The organism is Ochrobactrum sp. C6C9 (assembly GCF_022627935.1).
Taxonomy (GTDB): domain Bacteria; phylum Pseudomonadota; class Alphaproteobacteria; order Rhizobiales; family Rhizobiaceae; genus Brucella; species Brucella teleogrylli.
In genome coordinates, this window is record NZ_JABXGB010000005.1 from 191401 (window position 1) to 213031 (window position 21631).

Genomic DNA, 21631 nt, shown 5'->3' on the forward strand with positions numbered 1-21631 from the left:
TGTGGGTTGGTCAAACCTTGCTGTGCAGCAATTCGCCCTTGCGCGCGGCAGGTCGTTTGCGCGGCTCGGCGACGTTTGCCGCGAGCTGGTGGATGATCGGGCAGTCGGGACGGTTATCGCCATGGCAGTTTTGCGCCAGATGGCGCAGCGTGTCGGCCATTTCCTGCAGTTGGAGCATCTTGGCTTCCAGTTCCTCGACATGAACGAGCGCAACCTTCTTCACATCGGAAGAAGCGCGGTTGCGATCACGCCAGAGCGCCAGAAGTTCCTTGATCTGCTCGACCTGAAAACCGAGATCGCGGCTGCGACGGATGAAGCGCAGCGTCTCGACATCTTTTTGCGTGTAGACGCGATAGCCGGAACCTGTGCGTTCGGCAGCCTCGATAAGCCCGATGGTTTCATAATGGCGGATCATCTTCGCCGATATGCCCGATGCTGTGGCTGCCTGCCCGATATTCATTCCGTTCCTCATCCAATGGTCATTTACGATGATATAGGAATGCAATGCGGCTATTCAAAGGGGGCTGGTGCGGTTCAGGCGTCGGTTCCGGCCTGTTTCATGAGATAATGTTCAAGGGCCTGAAATCCGTCGAAGATCAAAATGGCCAGCGCCGCGACGACAAGGCCGCCTTGCAGCACGAAAGCAAGATTGTTGGAGATGAGACCGGCGATGATGACTTCGCCAAGCGTCCGGGCGGCCACTGTCGAGCCGATGGTGGCGGTGGCAAGGCCGATCACCGCCGATAGCCTTATTCCGGCAAGAATGACCGGCATGGCAAGCGGCATTTCCACTTTGACCAGACGCTGCATTCCCGTCATGCCCATGCCGCGCGCCGCTTCCACGACAGGCGCAGGCAGGGTGGTGAGGCCGGTCAGCGTGTTTTCAAAGATCGGCAGCAGCCCATAGAGAAACAGCGCGATCAGCGTCGGCTTGTCGCCGAAACCGAAGATCGGCACGGCGAGCGCCAGCACCGCAACGGGCGGAAAGGTCTGGCCGATATTCACCAGACTGCGCGAAAGCGGCAGAAACTCCGCGCCCTGCCGTCTGGTCACGAAGATCGCCATGGCGACGGCCACCAGCGTGGATATCAGGGTCGCCAATGCCACCAGCCCCAAATGCTGCAAGGTCAGCGTCATCAGATTGGCGCGGTCATAGATGACGGGCGCGCCATCGCTGACCAATGGGCGGAAGACGGGTTCGAACAGATTCGGCTGCATCAGAAAGAGCAGCAGCATCGCCAGAAGCGCCAGCCGTGGAATGATGGAAATGAACAGCCTCATGCCGGGCGTTCCGCTTTTCGCAACAGCTTTTCCAGTGTGACGCGGCCAAGCGGTCTGCCGTCTGCGTCCAGAACCGGCAGAGCATTGCGACCCGACCATAAAAGCTCGGCCAGCGCATCGCGTTGCGAGGCGGAAACCGGCATGGCGTCGCCGCTGGCATCACCCGGTTGCAGGACCGTCTTGAGATCGGTGAGCGAGAGCAGGCGGAAAGGGCGTTCGCCGGTGCCGACCAGCCTTTCGACGAAGTCCGTCGCGGGTCGCGCCAGAATTTCCGCAGGCGGGCCATATTGCAAAAGCTTGCCGTCATCCATCACCGCAATATGGTCACCAAGCGAAATCGCTTCCTCCATATCATGCGTGACCAGCAGGATCGTGGTGCCGAAACGGCGCTGGATCGCCTTCAGGTCTTCCTGCGCCTTGGCACGGATGACCGGGTCGAGCGCGCCGAAAGGTTCATCCATCAGCAATATGTTCGGCTCCGCCGCCAGCGCCCGGGCGACGCCGACGCGCTGCTGTTGCCCGCCGGACAGTTCCTGCGGATAGCGGTCGCGATAATCCGCCGGTTCAAGCTGAAACAAATCGAGCAGTTCATCGACGCGGGCATCGATACGCTGTTTCGTCCAGCCGAGCAGAACCGGCACGGTGGCGATATTTTCTGCCACCGTGCGATGCGGGAAAAGCCCGTGCTGCTGGATCACGTAACCGATCCGCCGCCGCAAGGCGTGCCCCGGCTCGTCCATATTGCTGTGCCCGTCGATGCGGATTTCGCCCTCGGTCGGCTCGACAAGACGGTTGACCATGCGCAGCAGGGTCGTCTTGCCCGAACCGGAGGTTCCGACAATGGCCGCGATACTGTGCGGCTCAACGGAAAAGCTGACCGCATCCACGGCAGCCCGGCCATTATAGCGCTTGGTGATCTGGTCGAACTCGATCATGGCGCGGTTCCTTTCCCGGCGATTCCAATGGCGGCGTCGAGCAGAACGGCAGCACCGAAGGCCAGCAGAACCGTTGGCAGCGCGCCAAGCAGCACGAGGTCCATGGCCGTCTGTCCGATGCCCTGAAAGACGAATGTGCCGAAACCGCCACCGCCGATCAGGGCGGCAATGGTGGTCATGCCGATATTCTGCACCATCACGATGCGAATGCCGGTGAGGATCACCGGAAAGGCCAGTGGAAATTCGGTTTTGAACAGCCGTTGCAGCCGCGTCATGCCCATGCCGCGCGCGGCATCGCTGACCGGTGCTGGCACCTGCGCGAGCCCGGCCACCGTATTGGCGACGATGGGCAGCAGCGAATAGAGAAACAGCGCCACGAAAGCGGGAGCGGCCCCAATGCCGCGAATGCCGAGGCTTGCCGCCCATGGCGCGTTGGCCGCAAGCCAGCCGAGCGGTGCGATCAGAATGCCGAAGAGCGCCATGGAGGGAATGGTCTGCACGATGTTGAGGCTGTTCAGCACCAGTCCGCGCAGCCTTGGCACACGGTGGCAGACGAGGCCAAGCGGAATGCCGATGATCGTCGCTGCGACAAGCGAGCCGAGCGCCAGTTCCACATGACGGCGGGCTTCGTTCCAGAAACTGTCGGCGCGGCTGAGATATTCCTTCATGAAGGACAGATTGTCCCAAAATCCCGAGGCGAGCAGCGTATAGAGAAGAAGGGCAGCGAGTGTGAGCAAACCCACCCGCACCAGCGGTCGCACTTGCAAGCGCACCAGAGCATCGGCAACCGAAATGCCGCTGGCAAACAGCAGCAGCCAGAAGCCCGATGCAGGTGAAACGCGGGCATAATTATTGCCGCCGGGTGAAAGATGTGTTGCCGCAAGCCCGATCGCGATCAGGATGGCGGCAAGGCCGACAAGGCTTGCGCCAAGCCGCAGCATGGCTTTGGCCGAGAAGAGGCCAAAAAGCAGGACCGCTGCCATTATGCCAAGCAAAAACAAGGCTTCGGCCATCGGCAAGGCGTCGAGCACAAAGCGCGGCTCGCCCTGCACGATGCGGTTGGCGCGGAAATTGGCAAAGGGCAGCAGCAGCCCGGCAATGGACAAAACCGCGATGACGAAGCCAAGCTTGTCGACATGGCCGAACAGGCCATGCGAGACCTTGTCAGCATTCGCCGAATTGGAATGAGGGACTGCGATTCTATCCGGCAACGGGTCGCCTTTATCCGCCTATTTCAGAAAGCCGTTCTTCTTGAGGAAGTCTTCGGCGACCGCCTTGGCCGGTTCACCGCCCAACTGCACGCGACCGTTCAGTTCCTGCAGCGTGGTCAGGTCGAGCTTTGCGAAAACCGGCTTCAGCAGTTCTTCGATCTTCGGGTTCTTTTTCAGCACGTCCTCGCGGATGATGGGTGCGGGCTGATACACGGGCTGCACATGCTTGTCATCTTCCAGCACCACCAGCCCGGACGGCGCGATGCCGCCATCGGTGCCGTAGACCATGGCCGCATTCGCGCCATTGGTCTGGTTGGCGGCGGCGGCAATGGTCGCCGCCGTATCGCCGCCGGATAACGTGATCAATTGGTCCTGTTTCAGCGTGAAGCCATAGGCGGTTTGGAAAGCGGGCAGGGCGGCAGCCGAATTCACGAATTCCGACGAGGCGGCCAGAATGACCTTGCCGCCACCGGACGCATATTTGCCGAAATCGCTGAGGCTCGTGAGCTTGTTTTCGTCCGCCACATCCTTGCGCAGTGCAATGCCCCAGGTGTTGTTGGCGGGCGAAGGCGACAGCCAGACAATCTTGTTGGCGTCGTAATCGAGCTTCTTTGCCGTCTCAAACGCCTTGGCCGGGTCTTTCCAGAGCGGATCATCTGCCTTGTTGAAGAAGAAGGCCGCATTACCGGTATATTCGGGGTAAATATCGATCTCTCCGGCCACGATGGCCTTGCGCACCACTGGCGTCGCGCCGAGCTGAATACGGTCGGTCGTCTGAATGCCGTTGGCGTTGAGCATGGCGAGAATGATGTTGCCCAGCACGCCGCCTTCCGTATCGATCTTGGATGAAACGACAACCTGTGATTGTGCTGGATTTGAAAGTCCCGTCGCGCCCGCAATCAGGGTGACTGCGATGGCTGCGCCCTTCAGAAGACCTCGGTATGACATATTCCTCGTCCCATATTGCTTAATTGTGTTCATGATAAACTATAGCGCGACCGCAAAAAGGAAACCTTGGGTGGAACCGGCTCCTGACAGCTGTCTGTCAGGAGGACTGGCGGGCAGGAAAAAAGCCATCGTTATTGCGCGGGGCGTCATGTCGCGAAATGGTGCGCATGTCGTATTTATGGCGTCTTTTGACGCAAGCCTGCTGTCGGGTTTTCACAGGACACAATAGAAATATCATCAAAGGCTTCGCATGTGCCGTCAGGGTGCTTGCAGCCGCGAAACTGGTGGTTGTTCATGTCCCGCTTTTCTGCAGCTTCTATTATCAAAAACGCGCTTTCCGGTAACAAGAACTGGGACCCGCAATGGCCCAATGCCGAACCCAAGGCCGAGTATGATGTGATCATCGTCGGCGCGGGCGGTCATGGTCTGGGTGCCGCCTATTATCTGGCCAAGGAACACGGCATCACCAATGTCGCCGTGATCGAAAAGGGCTGGCTCGGCGGTGGCAATACGGGGCGCAACACCACCATCATTCGCTCCAACTATCTCTATGACGAGAGCGCGCATCTCTACGAACATGCGGTGAAGCTGTGGGAGGGGCTCAGTCAGGACCTCAACTACAACGTTATGTTCTCACAGCGCGGCGTCATGATGCTGGCGCATACGGTGCATGATGTGCAGAGCTTCAAGCGCCATATCCATGCCAACCGCCTCAACGGCATCGACAATGAATGGCTGTCGAAAGAAGAAGCCAAAGAATATTGCCCGCCGCTCGATATTTCGCCCAATGCCCGCTATCCGGTGGTTGGCGCAACCTTGCAGCGTCGCGGCGGCGTGGCCCGTCATGATGCGGTGGCCTGGGGCTATGCGCGCGGCGCGACCCAACGCGGCGTGGATATCATCCAGAATTGCCCGGTTCTATCGATCCGTCGTGATGCTTCTGGCCGTGTGACCGGCGTTGAAACCGCGCGCGGTTTCATCAAGGCCAAGAAGGTCGCCGTTTCGACCGCTGGCAACACCTCGGTCGTCATGGATACGGCTGGCGTGCGCATGCCGCTTGAAAGCTTCCCGCTGCAGGCGCTGGTGTCCGAGCCGGTCAAGCCGATCTTCCCCTGCGTGGTCATGTCCAACACCGTCCATGCCTATATCAGCCAGTCCGACAAGGGCGAGCTGGTGATCGGTTCGGGTACGGATCAGTACACTTCCTACAGCCAGCGCGGCGGCCTGCCGCTGATCGAGCATACGCTGGCGGCGATCTGCGAAATCTTCCCGATCTTCACCCGCATGCGTATGTTGCGCAAATGGGGCGGCATCGTCGACGTCACCCCGGATCGCTCGCCGATCATCGGCAAGACGCCGGTTCCGGGTCTCTATGTCAATTGCGGCTGGGGCACGGGCGGCTTTAAGGCAACGCCGGGTTCGGCGCATGTCTTTGCCCACACCATCGCTCGCGACGAGCCGCACTGGATCAACGCGCCGTTCACGCTCGACCGTTTCAAGACGGGTCGCCTGATCGACGAAGCGGCGGCTGCCGCAGTTGCGCACTGAGGAAATATCGACATGCTTTTGATCCGTTGCCCTTACTGCGACATGGAACGTCCGGAACTCGAATTCGCCTATGCGGGCGAAGCTCATATTGCGCGTCCTGCCGATCCTTCGACCAATTCCGACGATGAATGGCGCGATTTCCTGTTCATCCGCTCCAACCCGCGCGGGACGCATTTTGAACGCTGGCGGCACATCAACGGTTGCGGCCGCTTCTTCAATGCGGTGCGCGACACGGTGAGCGACAAATTCGTCATGACCTATAAGGCCGGTGAGCCGCGCCCTGTATTGGCAGAAACTCCCGCTGCGGAGACAAAATAATGACCGACATGCGTTTGAATAATAAAGGCCGCATCAACAAGGCGAAGCCCGTGCGCTTTTCCTTCAACGGCAAGACTTATAGCGGCTTTGAGGGCGATACGCTTGCATCCGCGCTTCTGGCCAATGGCGAGCATCTGGCGGGCCGTTCGTTCAAATATCACCGTCCGCGCGGCATTCTTTCTGCCGGATCCGAAGAGCCGAATGCACTGATGGGCGTTTCGCGTGGAGAGGGCCGTTACGAGCCGAACACCCGCGCCACGGTGCTGGAGCTTTATGACGGGCTGAAGGCGGAAAGCCAGAACCACTGGCCGTCGCTGAAGCACGATGTCGGCGCGGTCAACGACGCCTTCTACATGTTCTTCTCGGCAGGCTTCTACTACAAGACCTTCATGTGGCCGAAGAGCTTTTGGAACAAGGTCTATGAGCCTTTCATCCGGGGTGCTGCCGGTCTCGGCAAATCGCCGTCCGAAGCCGATCCCGACAGCTATGCCAGCCGTTATGCCTATTGCGACGTGCTGGTGGTGGGCGCCGGGCCTGCCGGTCTTGCCGCAGCCCTTGAAGCCGCCAAGAGCGGCGCGAAAGTTTTCCTCTGCGACGAGCAGGCGGAAATGGGGGGCTCGCTCCTGTCCGAGCCGGAGCCGGTCATCAATGGCCGCACCAGCTGGGACTGGCTGAACCAGACGCTGGCAGCACTGGGCGCGATGGCGAATGTCACGCTTTTGCCGCGCACCACGGCGATTGGCTATTATCATCAGAACATGGTCGGCCTTTGCCAGCGCCTGACCGACCATCAGGCAAAGCCCGCCGCCAATGCCCCGCGTGAGCGCATGTGGCGCGTGCGCGCCAAGCAGGTTGTGCTTGCGCAGGGTTCAATCGAAAAACCGCTGGTTTTTGCGGGCAATGACCGTCCGGGCGTGATGCTGGCCGGTGCCGCACGCACCTATCTTAATCGCTACGGCGTCAAGGTCGGCGAAAAGGCTGTCGTTGTTACCTCGCATGATTCCGCCTGGCTTGCGGCCTTCGATCTCGCGGTTGCGGGCGTCAAGGTACCGGCCATTATCGATGTGCGCGATCAGGTCGCCGACAGTCTGGTGAACCGCGCAAAAATGCTCGGCATTGAAACGCTGACCGGCTGGACCGTCAGCGATACGGCGGGTCGTCATCGTGTTTCCTCCGTTCGTGTCAATCCGGTCAAAAACGGTTCGGTCGGCGCGGCGCGCACCATTGCCTGCGATGTCGTGCTGATGTCTGGCGGCTGGAATCCGAGCGTGCATCTGTTCTCGCACACCAAGGGCTCGCTCATCTGGGATGAGGAACGCCAGATCTATCTGCCGGGCGAACGCACGGAAGAAAGCCGCTGCGCCGGTGCCGGTAACGGCAATTTCGATCTTCAGGCTGCGCTGCGCGAGGGTGCCGTCAGCGGTGCGGCTGCGGCAAGCGATGCCGGACACAAGGCGAAACCCGCCGAATATGCGGTGGCGGGCGATTTCGTCTGCGCGGGCGTCAATTGCCGTGAGCTGCCGACAGATCGCGATCCCGGCAAGGCAAAGGCCTTCATCGATTTCCAGAACGACGTGACCGCCAAGGATATTCGTCTGGCCGTGCGTGAGGGTTTCCGCTCCATCGAGCATATCAAGCGCTACACCACCAACGGCATGGCGACAGATCAGGGCAAGACCTCGAACATCAACGGTCTCGCCGTTGCGTCCGATGCGCTCAGCCGTCCCGCACCGCAGGTCGGCCTGACGACCTTCCGTCCGCCCTATACGCCGACGACCTTTGGCGCTTTCTGCGGCTACAATCGGGGCAAGCTGTTCGACGTGACGCGCAAGACGCCGATCGATTCATGGGCGGAAGAACAGGGCGCTGCTTTCGAGCCGGTCTCGCTGTGGCGTCGCGCCTGGTATTTCCCCAAGGCGGGCGAAGACATGCACAAGGCCGTCGCGCGCGAATGCAAGGCCGTGCGCACCAGCCTTGGTATGTTCGATGCATCGACGCTCGGCAAGATCGAAGTGGTCGGCCCGGATGCAGCCGAATTCATGAACCGCATGTACACCAATCCATGGACGAAGCTCGGTGTCGGGCGCTGCCGTTACGGTCTGCTGCTCGGTGAAGACGGCTTCATCCGCGATGACGGTGTCGTCGGCAGGCTGTCGCAGGACCGTTTCCACGTCACCACCACCACCGGCGGCGCGCCGCGTGTGCTGAACATGATGGAGGACTATCTCCAGACGGAATGGCCGGACCTCAAGGTTTCGCTGACCTCCACGACCGAACAATGGGCCGTGGTGGCGCTGAACGGACCGAATGCGCGCAAGCTCATCGAGCCGATGGTCGAGGGGCTGGACCTTTCCGACGAAGCCTTCCCGCATATGTCGGTGGCGGAATGCAAGTTCCTCGGCGTACCGGCGCGTCTATTCCGTATGAGCTTTACCGGCGAACTCGGCTTCGAAATCAATGTCCCGTCGCGTTACGGCCTGGCTTTGTGGAAGGCGCTTTATGAAGCGGGCCAGAAATACGACATCACGCCCTATGGCACCGAAACCATGCATGTCCTGCGTGCAGAAAAGGGCTATATCATCGTCGGTCAGGACACCGACGGCACGGTGACGCCGGACGATGCCGCGCTCGGCTGGGCCATCGGCAAGCAGAAGCCGGACTTTGTCGGCAAGCGTTCGCTGGCGCGCCCGGACATGCTGAAGAAGGATCGCAAGCATCTGGTCGGCCTGCTGCCGAAGGACCCGAAGCTGGTGCTGGAGGAAGGCGCGCAGATCGTCGCCGATCCGAAACAGGCCGTGCCGATGACCATGCTGGGCCATGTCACTTCGTCCTATTGGAGCGAGACGCTGGGCCGTTCGTTCGCCATGGCGCTGGTTGCTGGCGGCAAGGATCGCACGGGCGAAACCATCTATATGCCGATGCCGGATGGCAGTGTGCATGAGGCGGAAATCACTGGGCTCGTCTTTTATGACCCAGAAGGCAAGAAGCTGAACGGATAAGGATCGCATCATGCTGCAACAGACCAACCCTTTTGCGAGCCGCGCGGTTGCCATTCCGGGCAAGCTCGATATCCGTCCGGCTGCTGATGGTGCGCGCTTTGTCCTGCGCTTCAAGCCGGAAAAACTGGCGCTGGCGGAAAAGGCGCTTGGCGCAACAATCCCCGCCAAAATCGGCGGACTTGCGAAAACCGGCGAGATCGCCATTGCCTGCATCGGACCGGATGAATGGTATATCTGGGCCGATGACGGCAAGGCCGCGGAGATCGTCGCGGCCTTCGCGAGCCTTTACGAGACAGAACCACATGCGCTGGTCGAGGTAAGCCATCGCGAGACCGGCATCGACATCACCGGGCCGCAGGCCGAGTGGCTGCTCAATGCCGCTTCGCCGCTCGATCTGGCTTCGATGGCGGCACCCGGCGCTGCGCGCACCATCTTCGACCGCGTGCAGATCATCCTCCTGAAATGGGGTGCGGATCACTACCGGGTCGAAGTGTGGAACTCGCTCGCCGATCACGTCTGGACGCTGCTCGAAACCGCAAGCCGCGAAGTCGAACTCGAAGTCTGATCGTTCGACTTACGCCTTCACTTTCAATTCTCAAAAACGCCGTCCGTTTCGGGCGGCGTTTTTGTTTTTAGGGCAATTTCAGTCTTGCCTTCTATAAATCCATATGTGAAGACTATATTCACATAAGAAATTCATGAGGAGGGAATTTCCCGATGCCGGAAAATGAACTGCCGCTGAGCGGGCTCGTTGTTGTCGATATGAGCCAGTTTCTGTCGGGGCCTTATTGCTCGCTGCGGCTGATGGACCTTGGAGCGCGGGTCATCAAGATCGAGCGCCCGGACGGCGGCGACCTGTCGCGCAGGCTTTATCTGAGCGATACGGAGATCGGTGGCGATTCAACGATTTTCCACGCCATCAATCGCGGCAAGGACAGCCTGGCGCTCGACCTGAAAAATCCGGATGATGTGGAAGCGCTGAAGAAGCTCATCACCAAGGCCGATGTTCTGATCCAGAATTTCCGTCCCGGCGTCATCGAACGCCTCGGGCTTGATTATGAATCCGCCAAGGCGATCAATCCGCGCCTCGTCTATGCCTCCATCAGCGGCTATGGCGAGGAAGGTCCTTGGGTCAAGCGTCCCGGGCAGGATTTGCTGGCGCAGGCGCGTTCAGGCCTGATGTGGCTCAATGGTGATGAAGGGCAGGGACCGGTGCCGTTTGGTCTGGCTGTCGCCGACATGCTGGCAGGCGCTGCCGTGGCGCAGGGCATTCTCGCTGCACTGGTGCGGCGCGGCATTTCCGGCAAGGGGGCGCATGTGGAAACCAGCCTTTTGGAAGCGCTGGTCGATTTCCAGTTCGAAGTGCTGACCACCCATCTCAATGACGGACGCCGTTTACCAAAACGTTCCGATTTCCGCAGCGCGCATGCTTATCTCTCCGCACCTTACGGGGTCTATCAAGCGGCGGATGCCTATCTCGCCATTGCCATGACGCCGATCCCGAAACTGGCGGCGCTGCTGGAGGCCGACACGCTGGCGCCCTATGCCGACGATCCGTCGAGCTGGTTTACCAAGCGCGATGAAATCAAGCGCCTGATCGCCGACCGCATCGCCCAGAAGACGGTGGATGAATGGCTGGCCATTCTGGAACCGGCGGATATCTGGTGCGCCCGCGTTCTCAACTGGGAAGAGCTCTTGGCCAGCGACGGCTTTTCGGTTCTCGACATGCTGCAGACCGTCACGCGTGAGGATGACGTGTCCATCACCACCACCCGCTCGCCGCTGCGCATCAACGGGAAGCGGCACAAGGTGGAACGAGCAGCGCCGCGCGTCGGTGAAAACAGCAAGGCAATTCGTGAGGAGTTTGGTCTATGAGTGCGATCAAGCTGAAAGGCATGACCTGGAGCCACCCGCGCGGTTACGATCCGATGGTTGCCGGCGCCACGCAATGGCTGAGCGACCAGGGCGTCGAGATCGAATGGGAAAAGCGTTCCTTGCAGGATTTCGAGACCTTTCCGGTCGAGGAATTGGCGCGCAATTTCGATATGATCGTGATCGATCATCCCCATGTCGGCCAGATCACCAAGGAAGGCTGCCTGCTGCCGCTCGATGTGCCGGGCCGCGAAGCCGAGCTGGAGGCGCTGGCCGACGGTTCGGTCGGGCAGTCCTTCCCAAGCTATAAATGGCAGGGCCATCAATGGGCGTTTCCGCTCGATGCGGCCACGCAGGTTCAGGCATGGCGTCCGGACCTGATCAAAAAGCCCGCCACAAGTTGGGCCGAAGTGCTGGAACTGGCGCGCGCGGGCAAGGTGCTTTTGCCATTGCGCTCGCCGCATTCGCTGATGTGCTTCTATACATTCGCTGCCAATAACGGTTCGCCTTGTGCCACCGAGGGCGCGTTGATCCACCTTGAAGACGGCGTGACGGCTTTTGAACAGCTTCGGGAAATTGCTGCGCTGGTGAAGCCGGAATGTTTCAGCATGGACCCGATTGCGGTGTTCGAAGAAATGGCAAAGCCCGATTCCGGCATTGCCTGCGTGCCCCTGATCTATGGATATGTGAACTATGCCATGCCGGGTTTCCGCGACCGTCTGATCCGTTTTGCCGATATTCCGGCAGGCGTGAAAGGTGTTGCGGGTTCGGCGCTGGGTGGCACGGGCATTGCCGTTTCGGCCTTTACGAAGCACCCGCAAGCCGCCATCGACTTCGCCTATTGGATAGCAAGCGGCGCGGTGCAGAAGGGGCTTTATGCCGCCTCCAACGGCCAGCCCGGCCATGCGGAAGCATGGGAAGACGAGGGTGTGAATGCCGCTACATCAGGCTTCTATCTCGATACGCGCGCAACGCTTGAAGGGGCGTGGGTGCGCCCACGCCATGACGGCTATATGCCGTTTCAGGAAGCAGCGTCAGAGCGCATCAACAAGGGGCTTCAGGGCCATGAACCGGCAGAACAGGTGATCGCCGATCTGAACCGGCTGTTCCGCGAAAGCTTCTGACGGCTTGTATTGATCGACCTCTCCATCCCCTCATCCTGAGGAGCCTCCTGAGCTTGCGAAGGAGGCGTCTCGAAGGGTGAGGAGCCAGGCACTGTGTTTCTTCTCGTTTCCTATCCCTCGATCCTTCGAGACGTCTCCCCGAGCTTCGCTCAGGGAGCCTCCTCAGGATGAGGGTCGAGGAGAAAGCTATTCTCGTCTACTTAAAGGTTCCAGATACGGCGCGCGTTCTCAGACAGAAGGCGCGCTTTTTCGTCCTTGCCACAGCCTTCAAGCAGGGTGTGGGTCGTCGCCACCCATGTCGAAAGTCCGGCATCGATAGAGCTTGCAAGCGTGCAGACCGGCCAGTCGCTGCCCCATACCACTCGGTCCCAGCTGAACGCCTCGATGACATGTTCGACATAGGGGCGGATGGTTTCGGCAGTCCAGCTTTCAGCATCGGCATAGGCTACCACACCGGAAATCTTCGCCACCACATTCGGCCTGCGGGCAATCTCGGTGATGCCTTTCTGCCAGCTTTCCAGTGCGCCCGACTTGATGTCCGGCACGCCGCAATGGTCGAGCACGAATTGCAGGCCCGGCGCCAGATCGGCAAGCGCGATAACCTTGTCGATCTGATGCGGCAGGGTGCAGAGATCGAAGGTCAGACGCGTATTGTCCATGCGCTTGAGGTTTTCGCGGAAAAGCGCGCCTTCGGAAAGCTCGTCCGGCACGACATGCAGAACGCGGCGAAAGCCTTTGACAAAGGGATCAGCAAGCTGGCGCTCAAGATAGGCGGCAAAGCCGTCTTCTTCGGGGCGGCAGGATGCAATCGCGCCTTTGATGAAGCCGCCATTTGCGATGGAAAGCGCCCGAATATGGTCCGTTTCGGCCTGAATCGCTTCGGGCGCGACATCCACTTCCATATGCAGGGCGGCGGCGATGCCGCAGCGTTCCGCCTGCTGCCGGTAGGTGTCGAACAGAAAATCCCGATCAAGCGCTGGCACGTCGCCTAGCCATGGATAGGTGAGCGCGCTTTTGTCGATCAGGTGCAGATGGGTATCAATCAGCATAGAGATTCCTCCTATCCCGATATTTTCAAAAAAGAAGATAGTTTTCAAATAAGAATTTAGGGCGTGGTCCGACCCGGACGGAACCAGCCCTAATCGAGTGTGGAAAGATCTGCGCCCACCAGCTTGGACAATTCCTGCACCGTCTTTTGCAGCAGCGTGATGGTCTGGGTAATGTCGGGCGAGGCACCGGAATTGACCAGCGTGACATAGGGGCAGGTCAGCGCCGCGATGCAGGTGCCGTCTGGTCCGAGAATGGGCGCGGAGAGGTTATAAACGCCTGCAACCTGGGCACTTGGCATCATTTCATAGCCGCGCTCACGGATCTGGTCGAGCCGCTCATAGAAGCTTGGATCGAGATCGACGGTCTCGCCATCCTTGCCATATTCAGCGATCATCATCTTGCGCTCTTCCGGCGAACGGAAGGCAAGCAGCACATGGCCGGAACCCGTGTCGAACAGGCTGATATGCGAGCCGACGCGGATCGAAATGCCCCAATAGTCCGGCGCTTCCTGCTGGGCAATCACCACCACGGAACCGCGGTCGAACACGGCAAGCTGGTTTGCCTGCTTGGAACGGTCGGCAAGCTCACGCATGAAGGGCGTTGCGAACGAGGCGAGGCGGCGCACCGGCGCGTGCAACTGGGCAAGGCCGAACAGTTTCAGCGTCAGCGAATAGCGGTCACCCTCTAGCTTGGTGACATAGCCGCGTTTCACCAGCCGGTCGAGCATGCGGTAGAATTCGTTCGGGCTGCGATCCAGATGCTTGGCGATCTCGGCCTGCGTCAGTCCGCCGTCCACGCCTGCCAGCAATTCGAGGATATCAAGGCCCTTGTCGAGCGCGGGCGCGCGGTAGCGGTCATCGGTTTCCAAATGCGTTCCCCCAAGGTGGCTCTTCGTGAATTTCGTCATTCATATACAAACATTTCCGACTGCGAAAGTCGTATATCGGCGATAAAACGCCTTGACCGTTCTTGAATACTATGTTTGCATATAAATACAACCTTCACAACCGGGGGTGCGGGCAGGGAGTGCCCGTTTTAGGAGGAGAAGTGATGCAAAGTTTCAAGGCGCACATTTTGGCAGGTGTGGCGTGGCTCGCCGTGGGGATGGCCCCGGCAGTTGCAGCCGATCTGCCCGGCAAGTTCGAAGGCGTGACGATCAACGCCAAGCTGATCGGCGGTCAGCAATATGAGGCGCTCTATTCGCGTATCGGCGAATGGGAAAAGGCGACTGGCGCCAAGGTCAACATCCTGTCCAAGAAGAACCATTTCGAGCTGGACAAGGAAATCAAGTCCGACATCGCTTCGGGTTCGATCAACTGGTGCGTCGGTTCCAACCACTCGTCTTTCGCGCCGCAATATACCAGCCTCTATGTCGATCTGAACTCGCTGCTTCCGAAGGAAGAAATCGACGGTTTCGTGCCATCGGTCATCAAGGCGTCCACGCTTGACGGCAAGCTGATCATGCTGCCGCGTGCGCAGTTCGACGTTTCGGCACTCTATTATCAGAAGAGCCTCTTCAACGACGAAGCCAAGAAGAAGGCGTTCAAGGAGAAATACGGCTACGACCTCGCACCGGCCAAAACCTGGAAGGAAGTGTCGGATCAGGCAGTATTCTTCGCCGATCCGCCGAATTTCTACGGCACGCAGTTTGCGGGCAAGGAAGAAGCCATCAATGGCCGCTTCTATGAAATGCTGGTCGCCGAAGGCGGCGAATATCTCAAGGACGGCAAGCCTGCTTTCAATTCGGAAGCCGGTGTTCGCGCCCTCGACTGGTTCGTCAATCTCTACAAGGCCAAGGCTGTTCCGGCTGGCACCACCAACTATCTGTGGGATGAGCTGGGCGCTGGTTTTGCTTCCGGCACCATCGCGGTCAACCTGGATTGGCCGGGCTGGGCGACCTATTTCAACGATCCGAAGTCGTCGAAGGTCGCTGGCAATGTCGGCATCGCTCCGGCGCCAACCGGTTCTTCCGGCAAGCGCACCGGCTGGTCGGGTCATCACGGCTTCTCGGTAACGGAAGCTTGCGAAACCAAGGAAGCCGCCGCCTCGCTCGTCTGGTTCCTGACCAACGAAGATTCGCAGAAGCAGGAATCGGCTGCCGGTACGCTGCCGACCCGCACCGCTGTCTGGGATTACGTGATCGAGCAGGCCGCTTCCGACCCGTACAAAAAGGAAGTGCTGTCGGTGTTCCAGGAAACGGCAAAGACCGCTTTCCCGGTTCCGCAGACCCCATCCTGGATCGAAATCTCCAACGCGGTCTATCCTGAGCTTCAGGCTGCGATCCTTGGCGACAAGACCTCCCAGCAGGCCCTCGATGACGCTGCCAAGAAGGCAACGCAGATTCTTGAGGATGCAGGCGAGCTCTGATCCTGCCTGAACAAAATCATGGGCCCGCCCTGAAGCCTTTTTGGGGCGGGCCTTTTTTGCCAGTGGCGGCGCTGAGGCAGTTCCGCTGTTCGCCCGTTCCACTGTTTGCCAGTCCACTATTTGGAAGCGCAATGTTCAAGAGACTTTCCCCGCCGGTCCTGCTTCTGCTTCCGGCCTTCATCATTCTCGCAGCGGTGGTTCTGTTTCCTCTCGCGCTGTCGCTTTATTCGAGCTTCACGCCGTTCCGGCTGACGCGCCCCGAGAGCCTGTTCAACTTCATCGGTTTCCGCAACTATCAGCGCATCCTGACCGACTGGGTGTTCTGGGCGGCCTTCATTCGCACGGTGGTCTTCCTCACCATTGCGCTCAATCTGGAAATGCTGCTCGGCCTCGGCCTTGCCATGCTCGTCAACAAGGCGACGCACGGCCAGCGCGTGTTGCGCACGCTGATGATGTTCCCGATGATGTTCTCGCCGGTGCTTGTCGGCTTCCAGTTCAAGTTCATGTTCAATGACAATATCGGTCTGGTCAACAATGCGCTGCAGTCGCTGGGCCTGACCAATACCGCCATTCCATGGCTGATCGACGGCAATCTGGCGCTGATCGCCATCCTGCTGGCGGAAGTGTGGATGTCCACCTCGGTCTTCGCGATCCTTATTCTCGGCGGTCTTCTGTCCATGCCGCAGGACCCGGTCGAGGCTGCGCGCGTCGATGGCTGCACGCCGTGGCAGACCTTCCGCTACGTCATCTGGCCTTATCTGATGCCGTTTGCCTATATCGCGATGACCATCCGTTCGCTGGATGTGGCCCGCGCCTATGACATTGTGAAGATCATGACCGATGGCGGCCCGGCGCGCCGCACCGAACTGATCTGGACGCTGGTGGGCCGCACGGCCTATGCGGATGCGCAGATGGGCATGGCCAATGCCATGGCCTATGTCGCAATCCTGCTCTCGATCCTCTTCACCGTCCTGTTCTTCCGCAAACTTGCGTCCGCACGCACGCAGATTGGAGCGGAGTGGTAATCATGGCAACAACAACACTTTCCAACAGCCAGCATCGTCTGCTGCGCCGTTTCAAGAAAATCGCCTATCTGGTCGGTCTGTTTCTGGCGATGACCGTCATTTGCCTGCCCGGCCTGTGGATCGTGCTTTCGTCGCTGCGTCCGCCGGTCGAGATCATGGCAAAGCCACCGGTCTGGATTCCGCAGGAAATCACGTTGGAAGCCTATCGCGCCATGTTCTCGGGCGCAGGTGCGGGCGGCATTCCGGTCTGGGATTATTTCCGCAATTCGCTGATTATCTCGATCACCTCGACCGTGATTGCGCTGATCATCGGCGTATCTGGCGGCTATGCCTTCGCGCGCTTCCGCTTCTGGGGCAAGTCGGCAACCTTCCTCGGCTTCATGCTGACGCGCTCGGTGCCGGGCATTGCGCTCTCGCTACCGCTCTTCATGGTGTTTTCCCGCGTCGGCATCATCGACACGCATTTTGGCCTCATCCTGACCTATGTGGCGCTGAATGTGCCATTCACGATCTGGCTGATCGACGGCTTCTTCCGTCAGGTGCCGAAGGATCTTGCGGAAGCCGCCCAGATCGACGGCTGCACGCGCTGGCAGGCTTTCTGGCAGGTGGAGTTTCCGCTGGCCGGTCCCGGCATCGCGACGGCTGGCATCTTTGCCTTCCTCACCTCGTGGAACGAATATGCGCTGGCTTCCCAGCTCACCCGTTCCGTCAATTCCAAGACCCTTCCTGTCGGTCTTCTCGATTACACCGCTGAATTCACCATCGACTGGCGCGGCATGTGCGCGCTGGCGGTCGTGATGATTATTCCGGCGCTGACCCTCACATTCATCGTCCAGAAGCACCTTGTTGCTGGTCTGACGTTCGGCGCGGTTAAAGGTTGATAGAACAATGGCTCAGCTTTCCATCAAAAATCTCGTCAAGCGTTACGGCAATGTCGGCGTGGTGCATGGCATCAATCTCGAAATCGCGGACAAGGAATTTGTAGCACTTGTCGGTCCGTCCGGCTGCGGCAAGTCCACAACGCTGCGCATGATCGCGGGTCTGGAATCCATTTCCGGCGGTACGCTGGAAATCGGCGGCAGGCAAGTCAACGATCTGCCGCCGCGTGACCGCAACATCTCGATGGTGTTCCAGTCCTATGCGCTTTATCCGCATATGTCGGTGCGCGAGAACATGGGCTTCTCGCTGAAGATCGCCAAGCAGCCGCAGGCGGAAATCGACCGTCGCGTCAATGAAGCCTCGGCCATTCTCGGCCTCGAAGCACTGATGGAGCGTCGCCCAGCGCAGCTTTCGGGCGGCCAGCGCCAGCGCGTCGCCATGGGCCGCGCCATCGTGCGTAATCCCGAAGTGTTCCTGTTCGACGAACCATTGTCTAACCTTGACGCCAAGCTGCGCACCCAGATGCGCACCGAAATCAAGAAGCTGCACGCCAAGGTGCAGTCCACGGTCGTTTACGTGACGCATGATCAGGTCGAAGCCATGACGCTGGCCGACCGCATCGTCATCATGCGCGATGGTCATATTGAACAGGCCGGAACCCCGGATGAAGTCTTCAAGCGCCCGGCGACGCAGTTCGTTGCCGGTTTCATCGGCTCCCCGCCGATGAATATGGGCGAGGCGACGGTGACGGGCGGCGATCTGGTCTTCGCCAATGGCGACCGCCTGCCGCTGCCTGCACAGTTCCAGGGCAAGGCCAAGGATGGTTCCAAGGTGACGTTCGGTCTGCGCCCGGATGATGTCTTCCCGAAAGGTCATGGCATTTCCACCAGTGACGCCGTGTTTGAAAAGGACATGCGCGTTTCGATCACCGAGCCGCTCGGCAACGAAACGCTTGTCTTCGTGGAGTTCGCGGGCAAGGAGTGGGTGGCGCGCATGCTGAACCCGCGTCACCTGCAACCGGGCGAAACCATTACCATGCAACTCGATCTGTCGCAGGCGCATCTTTTCGATGCCGTAAGCGGCAAGACTTTGGCTATCTGACCATGGCACGTATTGAAAAAGTTGAACTGCGCATGGTTGACCTTCCGCCGAAGGTCAAGCGCACCGACGCGATCCAGAGCTTCGTCAGCCAGGAAACGCCGATTGTCACCATCACCGACAGCGACGGCGCGGTCGGCACCGGCTACAGCTATACGATCGGCACCGGCGGTTCGTCGGTCATGCGCCTGTTGAGCGACCATCTCGTGCCGCTCATCATCGGCGAGGATGCTGATTGCATCGAAGCCATCTGGCGCAAGCTGGAATTCGCAACCCATGCCACGACCATCGGCGCGATCACCGCGCTGGCGCTGGCTGCGGTCGATACCGCACTCTGGGATCTGCGCGCCAAGAAGCAGGGTCTGCCGCTGTGGAAGCTTGCGGGCGGGGCCAAGGAAAGCTGCCCGCTCTACACGACCGAAGGCGGCTGGCTGCATATCGAGAAGGAAGCGCTGGTCGAGGACGCGTTGCAGGCCAAGGCCAAGGGCTTCACCGGCTCCAAGGTCAAGATCGGCAAGCCGCACGGTTCTGAAGATTATGCGCGCCTGTCCGCCGTGCGTGCGGCGCTGGGCGACGGCTTCGAGATCATGACCGATTGCAATCAGGGTTTTACGGTTGATGAAGCCATTCGTCGTGCCGAGCGCCTGAAGGAGCTTGATCTGGCATGGATCGAAGAACCGCTTCCGGCCGACGATCTCGACGGTCATATCCGCCTGACGCGCTCCACCCCGACGCCGATTGCGGTGGGCGAGTCCATCTATTCGATCCGCCATTTCCGCGAATATATGCAGAAGGGTGCTTGCTCCATCGTGCAGGTGGATGTGGCGCGCATTGGCGGCATCACGCCCTGGCTGAAAGTCGCCCATGCGGCGGAAACATTCGACATTCCAGTCTGTCCGCACTTCCTGATGGAACTGCATGTCAGCCTCGTTTGCGCGGTGCAGAACGGTCGCTATGTCGAATATATTCCGCAGCTCGACGACCTCACCACCAAGGGCATGGAAATTCGCGACGGTCGCGCCATTGCCCCGTCCGAGCCGGGTATCGGCATCGAATGGGATTGGGATGCAGTGCGTAGCCGTTCGATTTCCGAGTTTACCCGCGAGATCGTGAGGTCGTAATGGCACAAAGAATGGGCATGGTGATCGGACTCAATGCGGAAAAGATCGCAGAATACAAGAAGCTGCACGCCGCCGTGTGGCCGGAAATTCTGGCTCTCATTACCGAGTGCAACATCACCAACTATACGATCTTTCTGAAAGAGCCGGAAAATCTCCTGTTCGGCACATGGGAATATGTCGGCACCGACTTTGAGGCCGACATGAAGAAGATGGCCGATAATCCGAAAAATCAGGAATGGTGGTCCTTCTGTATGCCCTGCCAGAAGCCGCTCGAAACCCGCAAAGAGGGCGAGTGGTGGGCCATGATGGAAGAGGTGTTCCATCATGACTGAGGCTTTCGATCCGACGCAGTTGCGCCAGTGGTGGGCAAAGCCCACCAAGCCAAAACCCATCGTGATCTTTGGCGCGGGCAGCATTGTCGGCGACGCGCACCTGCCCGCCTACAAGAAGGGCGGCTTTCCGGTTGCCGGTATTTTCGATCCCGATCTGGACAAGGCGCGGGAGCTTGCCGACCAGTGGGGCGTCAAGACTTTTGCCAGCGCCGAGGAAGCGATTGCCGTCGAAGGCGCGATCTTCGATCTGGCGACGCCGCCATCAGCCCATGCGAAAATCCTGTCGCAATTGCCGAAAGGTGCGGCTGTTCTGATCCAGAAGCCGATGGGCAGCGACCTCGCCGCCGCGACGGAAATTCTCAAAGTCTGCCGCGCGCGTAATCTGAAGGCGGCGGTGAATTTTCAGCTGCGTTTCGCGCCGATGATGCTCGCGCTTTATGACGCCGTCGATAAGGGCTTGCTGGGCGAAGTGGTGGATTTTGACGCCTGGCTGGCGCTTGCCACGCCATGGGGTCTGTGGCCTTTCCTGAAAGGTCTGCCACGCATCGAAATCGCCATGCACTCGATCCATTATCTGGATTTCGTCCGCGGTCTGCTGGGCGATCCTCTCGGCGTTCACGCCAAGACCATTGGCCATCCGAACCACGACGTAGCCCAGACGCGCACGGCTGCAATTCTGGATTATGGCGACCGCGTTCGCTGCGCGCTGTCGGTCAACCACGATCATGATTTCGGGCGCAAGTTTCAGGCCTGCGAATTCCGCATCTGCGGGACCGAGGGTGCGGCCTATGTGAAACTGGGCGTCAATCTCGACTATCCGCGCGGCGAACCGGACGAGCTTTGGATCAAGTCGAAGGGTGCCGAAGACTGGGTTTCCGTGCCGCTTGAAGGGGCCTGGTTCCCGGACGCTTTCCTCAATCGCATGGCGCAGTTGCAGCGTTTCGCTTGCGGCGAGGATGCCGAACTCCTCGGCTCGGTCGAAGATGCCTGGCACACCATGGCGCTTGTCGAGGCCGCCTATCAATCGAGCGCCGCGCCCGCCACGCCGCTTGCTGCAAAACCGGAGGTCTGACCATGGCCGAGCAGAAAATATATTACGAAGATTATGAAATGAACCATGTGCGCCTCACCACGGGCCGCACGATTACAGAGACGGATTTCGTGGTCCATGCCGGGCATACGGGCGATTTCTTCCCGCATCACATGGATGCGGAATTCGCCAAGACCTTGCCCGGCGGCCAGCGCATCGCGCATGGCACCATGATTTTTGCCATTGGCGTCGGCCTCACGGCGACGTTGATCAACCCGGTTGCTTTCTCCTATGGTTATGATCGCTTGCGGTTTATTCGTCCGGTGCATATCGGAGATACGATCCGCACGCGGGTTACGATCAGTGCGAAGGAAGACGATCCAAAACGCGCCACTATGGGACGCGTGACGGAACGTTGCGAAGTGCTTAATCAGCGGGACGAAGTGGTGCTCGCTTGTGACCACATCCTGCTTGTCGAACGGAAGGCTTGAAA

General features: G+C 59.6%; 21 protein-coding genes. 14 read left to right on the forward strand and 7 right to left on the reverse strand.

The features are described 5' to 3' along the window. Positions 1 to 10 precede the first annotated feature (10 nt). The 5 genes from cueR to HWD97_RS05900 form a co-directional block, all read right to left on the reverse strand. Positions 11 to 460, reverse strand: a complete 450-nt coding sequence (gene cueR / locus HWD97_RS05880) for a Cu(I)-responsive transcriptional regulator (RefSeq protein ID WP_109368231.1) — start codon at positions 458 to 460, stop codon at positions 11 to 13. A gap of 74 nt (positions 461 to 534) precedes the next feature. Next, positions 535 to 1281: an ABC transporter permease gene (locus HWD97_RS05885; protein WP_121537186.1), complete on the reverse strand. Its 747-nt coding sequence runs from the start codon at positions 1279 to 1281 to the stop codon at positions 535 to 537. Then, positions 1278 to 2216 carry an ABC transporter ATP-binding protein gene (locus tag HWD97_RS05890; protein ID WP_121537188.1) on the reverse strand — a complete coding sequence of 313 codons (939 nt, stop codon included), beginning with the start codon at positions 2214 to 2216 and terminating at the stop codon, positions 1278 to 1280. Before HWD97_RS05890 ends, HWD97_RS05885 begins: the two co-directional genes overlap by 4 nt. Then, positions 2213 to 3415, reverse strand: coding sequence for an ABC transporter permease (locus HWD97_RS05895; protein ID WP_371834875.1), 1203 nt, complete (start codon positions 3413 to 3415; stop codon positions 2213 to 2215). The genes HWD97_RS05890 and HWD97_RS05895 overlap by 4 nt, the downstream gene beginning before the upstream one ends. A gap of 30 nt (positions 3416 to 3445) precedes the next feature. Further along, positions 3446 to 4375, reverse strand: coding sequence for an ABC transporter substrate-binding protein (locus HWD97_RS05900; RefSeq protein WP_121537192.1), 930 nt, complete (start codon positions 4373 to 4375; stop codon positions 3446 to 3448). Positions 4376 to 4669: 294 nt separating this feature from the next. Between HWD97_RS05900 and HWD97_RS05905 the strand changes: the two genes are divergently transcribed. From HWD97_RS05905 to HWD97_RS05930, 6 genes are all read left to right on the forward strand, one after another. Next, the gene (locus HWD97_RS05905; RefSeq protein WP_109368235.1) at positions 4670 to 5923 is read left to right on the forward strand and encodes a sarcosine oxidase subunit beta family protein; all 1254 of its coding nucleotides are present in this window, start codon (positions 4670 to 4672) and stop codon (positions 5921 to 5923) included. 12 nt (positions 5924 to 5935) lie between these two features. Next, positions 5936 to 6241, forward strand: coding sequence for a sarcosine oxidase subunit delta (locus HWD97_RS05910; RefSeq protein WP_371834868.1), 306 nt, complete (start codon positions 5936 to 5938; stop codon positions 6239 to 6241). Continuing rightward, positions 6241 to 9240, forward strand: coding sequence for a sarcosine oxidase subunit alpha (locus HWD97_RS05915; RefSeq protein WP_339440034.1), 3000 nt, complete (start codon positions 6241 to 6243; stop codon positions 9238 to 9240). Before HWD97_RS05910 ends, HWD97_RS05915 begins: the two co-directional genes overlap by 1 nt. A 10-nt stretch (positions 9241 to 9250) precedes the next feature. Beyond that, entirely contained in the window at positions 9251 to 9805 is a 555-nt protein-coding gene (locus tag HWD97_RS05920) for a sarcosine oxidase subunit gamma (RefSeq protein ID WP_109368238.1), read from the forward strand. 152 nt (positions 9806 to 9957) lie between these two features. After that, positions 9958 to 11115, forward strand: a complete 1158-nt coding sequence (locus HWD97_RS05925) for a CaiB/BaiF CoA-transferase family protein (protein WP_109368239.1) — start codon at positions 9958 to 9960, stop codon at positions 11113 to 11115. Beyond that, positions 11112 to 12236 carry an ABC transporter substrate-binding protein gene (locus HWD97_RS05930; protein ID WP_109368240.1) on the forward strand — a complete coding sequence of 375 codons (1125 nt, stop codon included), beginning with the start codon at positions 11112 to 11114 and terminating at the stop codon, positions 12234 to 12236. Before HWD97_RS05925 ends, HWD97_RS05930 begins: the two co-directional genes overlap by 4 nt. A gap of 200 nt (positions 12237 to 12436) precedes the next feature. Here the strand turns inward: HWD97_RS05930 and HWD97_RS05935 are convergent, their stop codons facing one another. Together HWD97_RS05935 and HWD97_RS05940 are read right to left on the reverse strand one after the other, a co-directional pair. Beyond that, positions 12437 to 13285: an amidohydrolase gene (locus HWD97_RS05935; RefSeq protein WP_109368241.1), complete on the reverse strand. Its 849-nt coding sequence runs from the start codon at positions 13283 to 13285 to the stop codon at positions 12437 to 12439. 89 nt (positions 13286 to 13374) lie between these two features. After that, positions 13375 to 14193, reverse strand: coding sequence for an IclR family transcriptional regulator (locus HWD97_RS05940; RefSeq protein WP_171316747.1), 819 nt, complete (start codon positions 14191 to 14193; stop codon positions 13375 to 13377). 143 nt (positions 14194 to 14336) lie between these two features. Here HWD97_RS05940 and HWD97_RS05945 point away from each other — a divergent pair, with 143 nt between their 5' ends. The 8 genes from HWD97_RS05945 (at position 14337) to HWD97_RS05980 (ending at position 21629) form a co-directional block, all read left to right on the forward strand. Beyond that, positions 14337 to 15653 (forward strand): sugar ABC transporter substrate-binding protein, encoded by a 1317-nt coding sequence (locus HWD97_RS05945; RefSeq protein ID WP_109368242.1) that lies wholly within the window; start codon positions 14337 to 14339, stop codon positions 15651 to 15653. Between the two features lie 131 nt (positions 15654 to 15784). After that, the gene (locus HWD97_RS05950) at positions 15785 to 16678 is read left to right on the forward strand and encodes a carbohydrate ABC transporter permease (RefSeq protein ID WP_109368243.1); all 894 of its coding nucleotides are present in this window, start codon (positions 15785 to 15787) and stop codon (positions 16676 to 16678) included. 2 nt (positions 16679 to 16680) lie between these two features. Further along, positions 16681 to 17559 carry a carbohydrate ABC transporter permease gene (locus tag HWD97_RS05955; RefSeq protein WP_109368244.1) on the forward strand — a complete coding sequence of 293 codons (879 nt, stop codon included), beginning with the start codon at positions 16681 to 16683 and terminating at the stop codon, positions 17557 to 17559. Between the two features lie 7 nt (positions 17560 to 17566). After that, positions 17567 to 18658: an ABC transporter ATP-binding protein gene (locus HWD97_RS05960; RefSeq protein WP_109368245.1), complete on the forward strand. Its 1092-nt coding sequence runs from the start codon at positions 17567 to 17569 to the stop codon at positions 18656 to 18658. A gap of 2 nt (positions 18659 to 18660) precedes the next feature. After that, positions 18661 to 19776 carry a mandelate racemase/muconate lactonizing enzyme family protein gene (locus HWD97_RS05965; RefSeq protein WP_109368246.1) on the forward strand — a complete coding sequence of 372 codons (1116 nt, stop codon included), beginning with the start codon at positions 18661 to 18663 and terminating at the stop codon, positions 19774 to 19776. Then, positions 19776 to 20108, forward strand: a complete 333-nt coding sequence (locus HWD97_RS05970) for an L-rhamnose mutarotase (RefSeq protein ID WP_109368247.1) — start codon at positions 19776 to 19778, stop codon at positions 20106 to 20108. The genes HWD97_RS05965 and HWD97_RS05970 overlap by 1 nt, the downstream gene beginning before the upstream one ends. Next, on the forward strand, positions 20101 to 21180 hold the full coding sequence (locus HWD97_RS05975; RefSeq protein WP_109368248.1) for a Gfo/Idh/MocA family protein: 1080 nt from the start codon (positions 20101 to 20103) through the stop codon (positions 21178 to 21180). Before HWD97_RS05970 ends, HWD97_RS05975 begins: the two co-directional genes overlap by 8 nt. A 2-nt stretch (positions 21181 to 21182) precedes the next feature. Then, the gene (locus HWD97_RS05980; RefSeq protein ID WP_078337859.1) at positions 21183 to 21629 is read left to right on the forward strand and encodes a MaoC/PaaZ C-terminal domain-containing protein; all 447 of its coding nucleotides are present in this window, start codon (positions 21183 to 21185) and stop codon (positions 21627 to 21629) included. Positions 21630 to 21631: the final 2 nt, after the last annotated feature.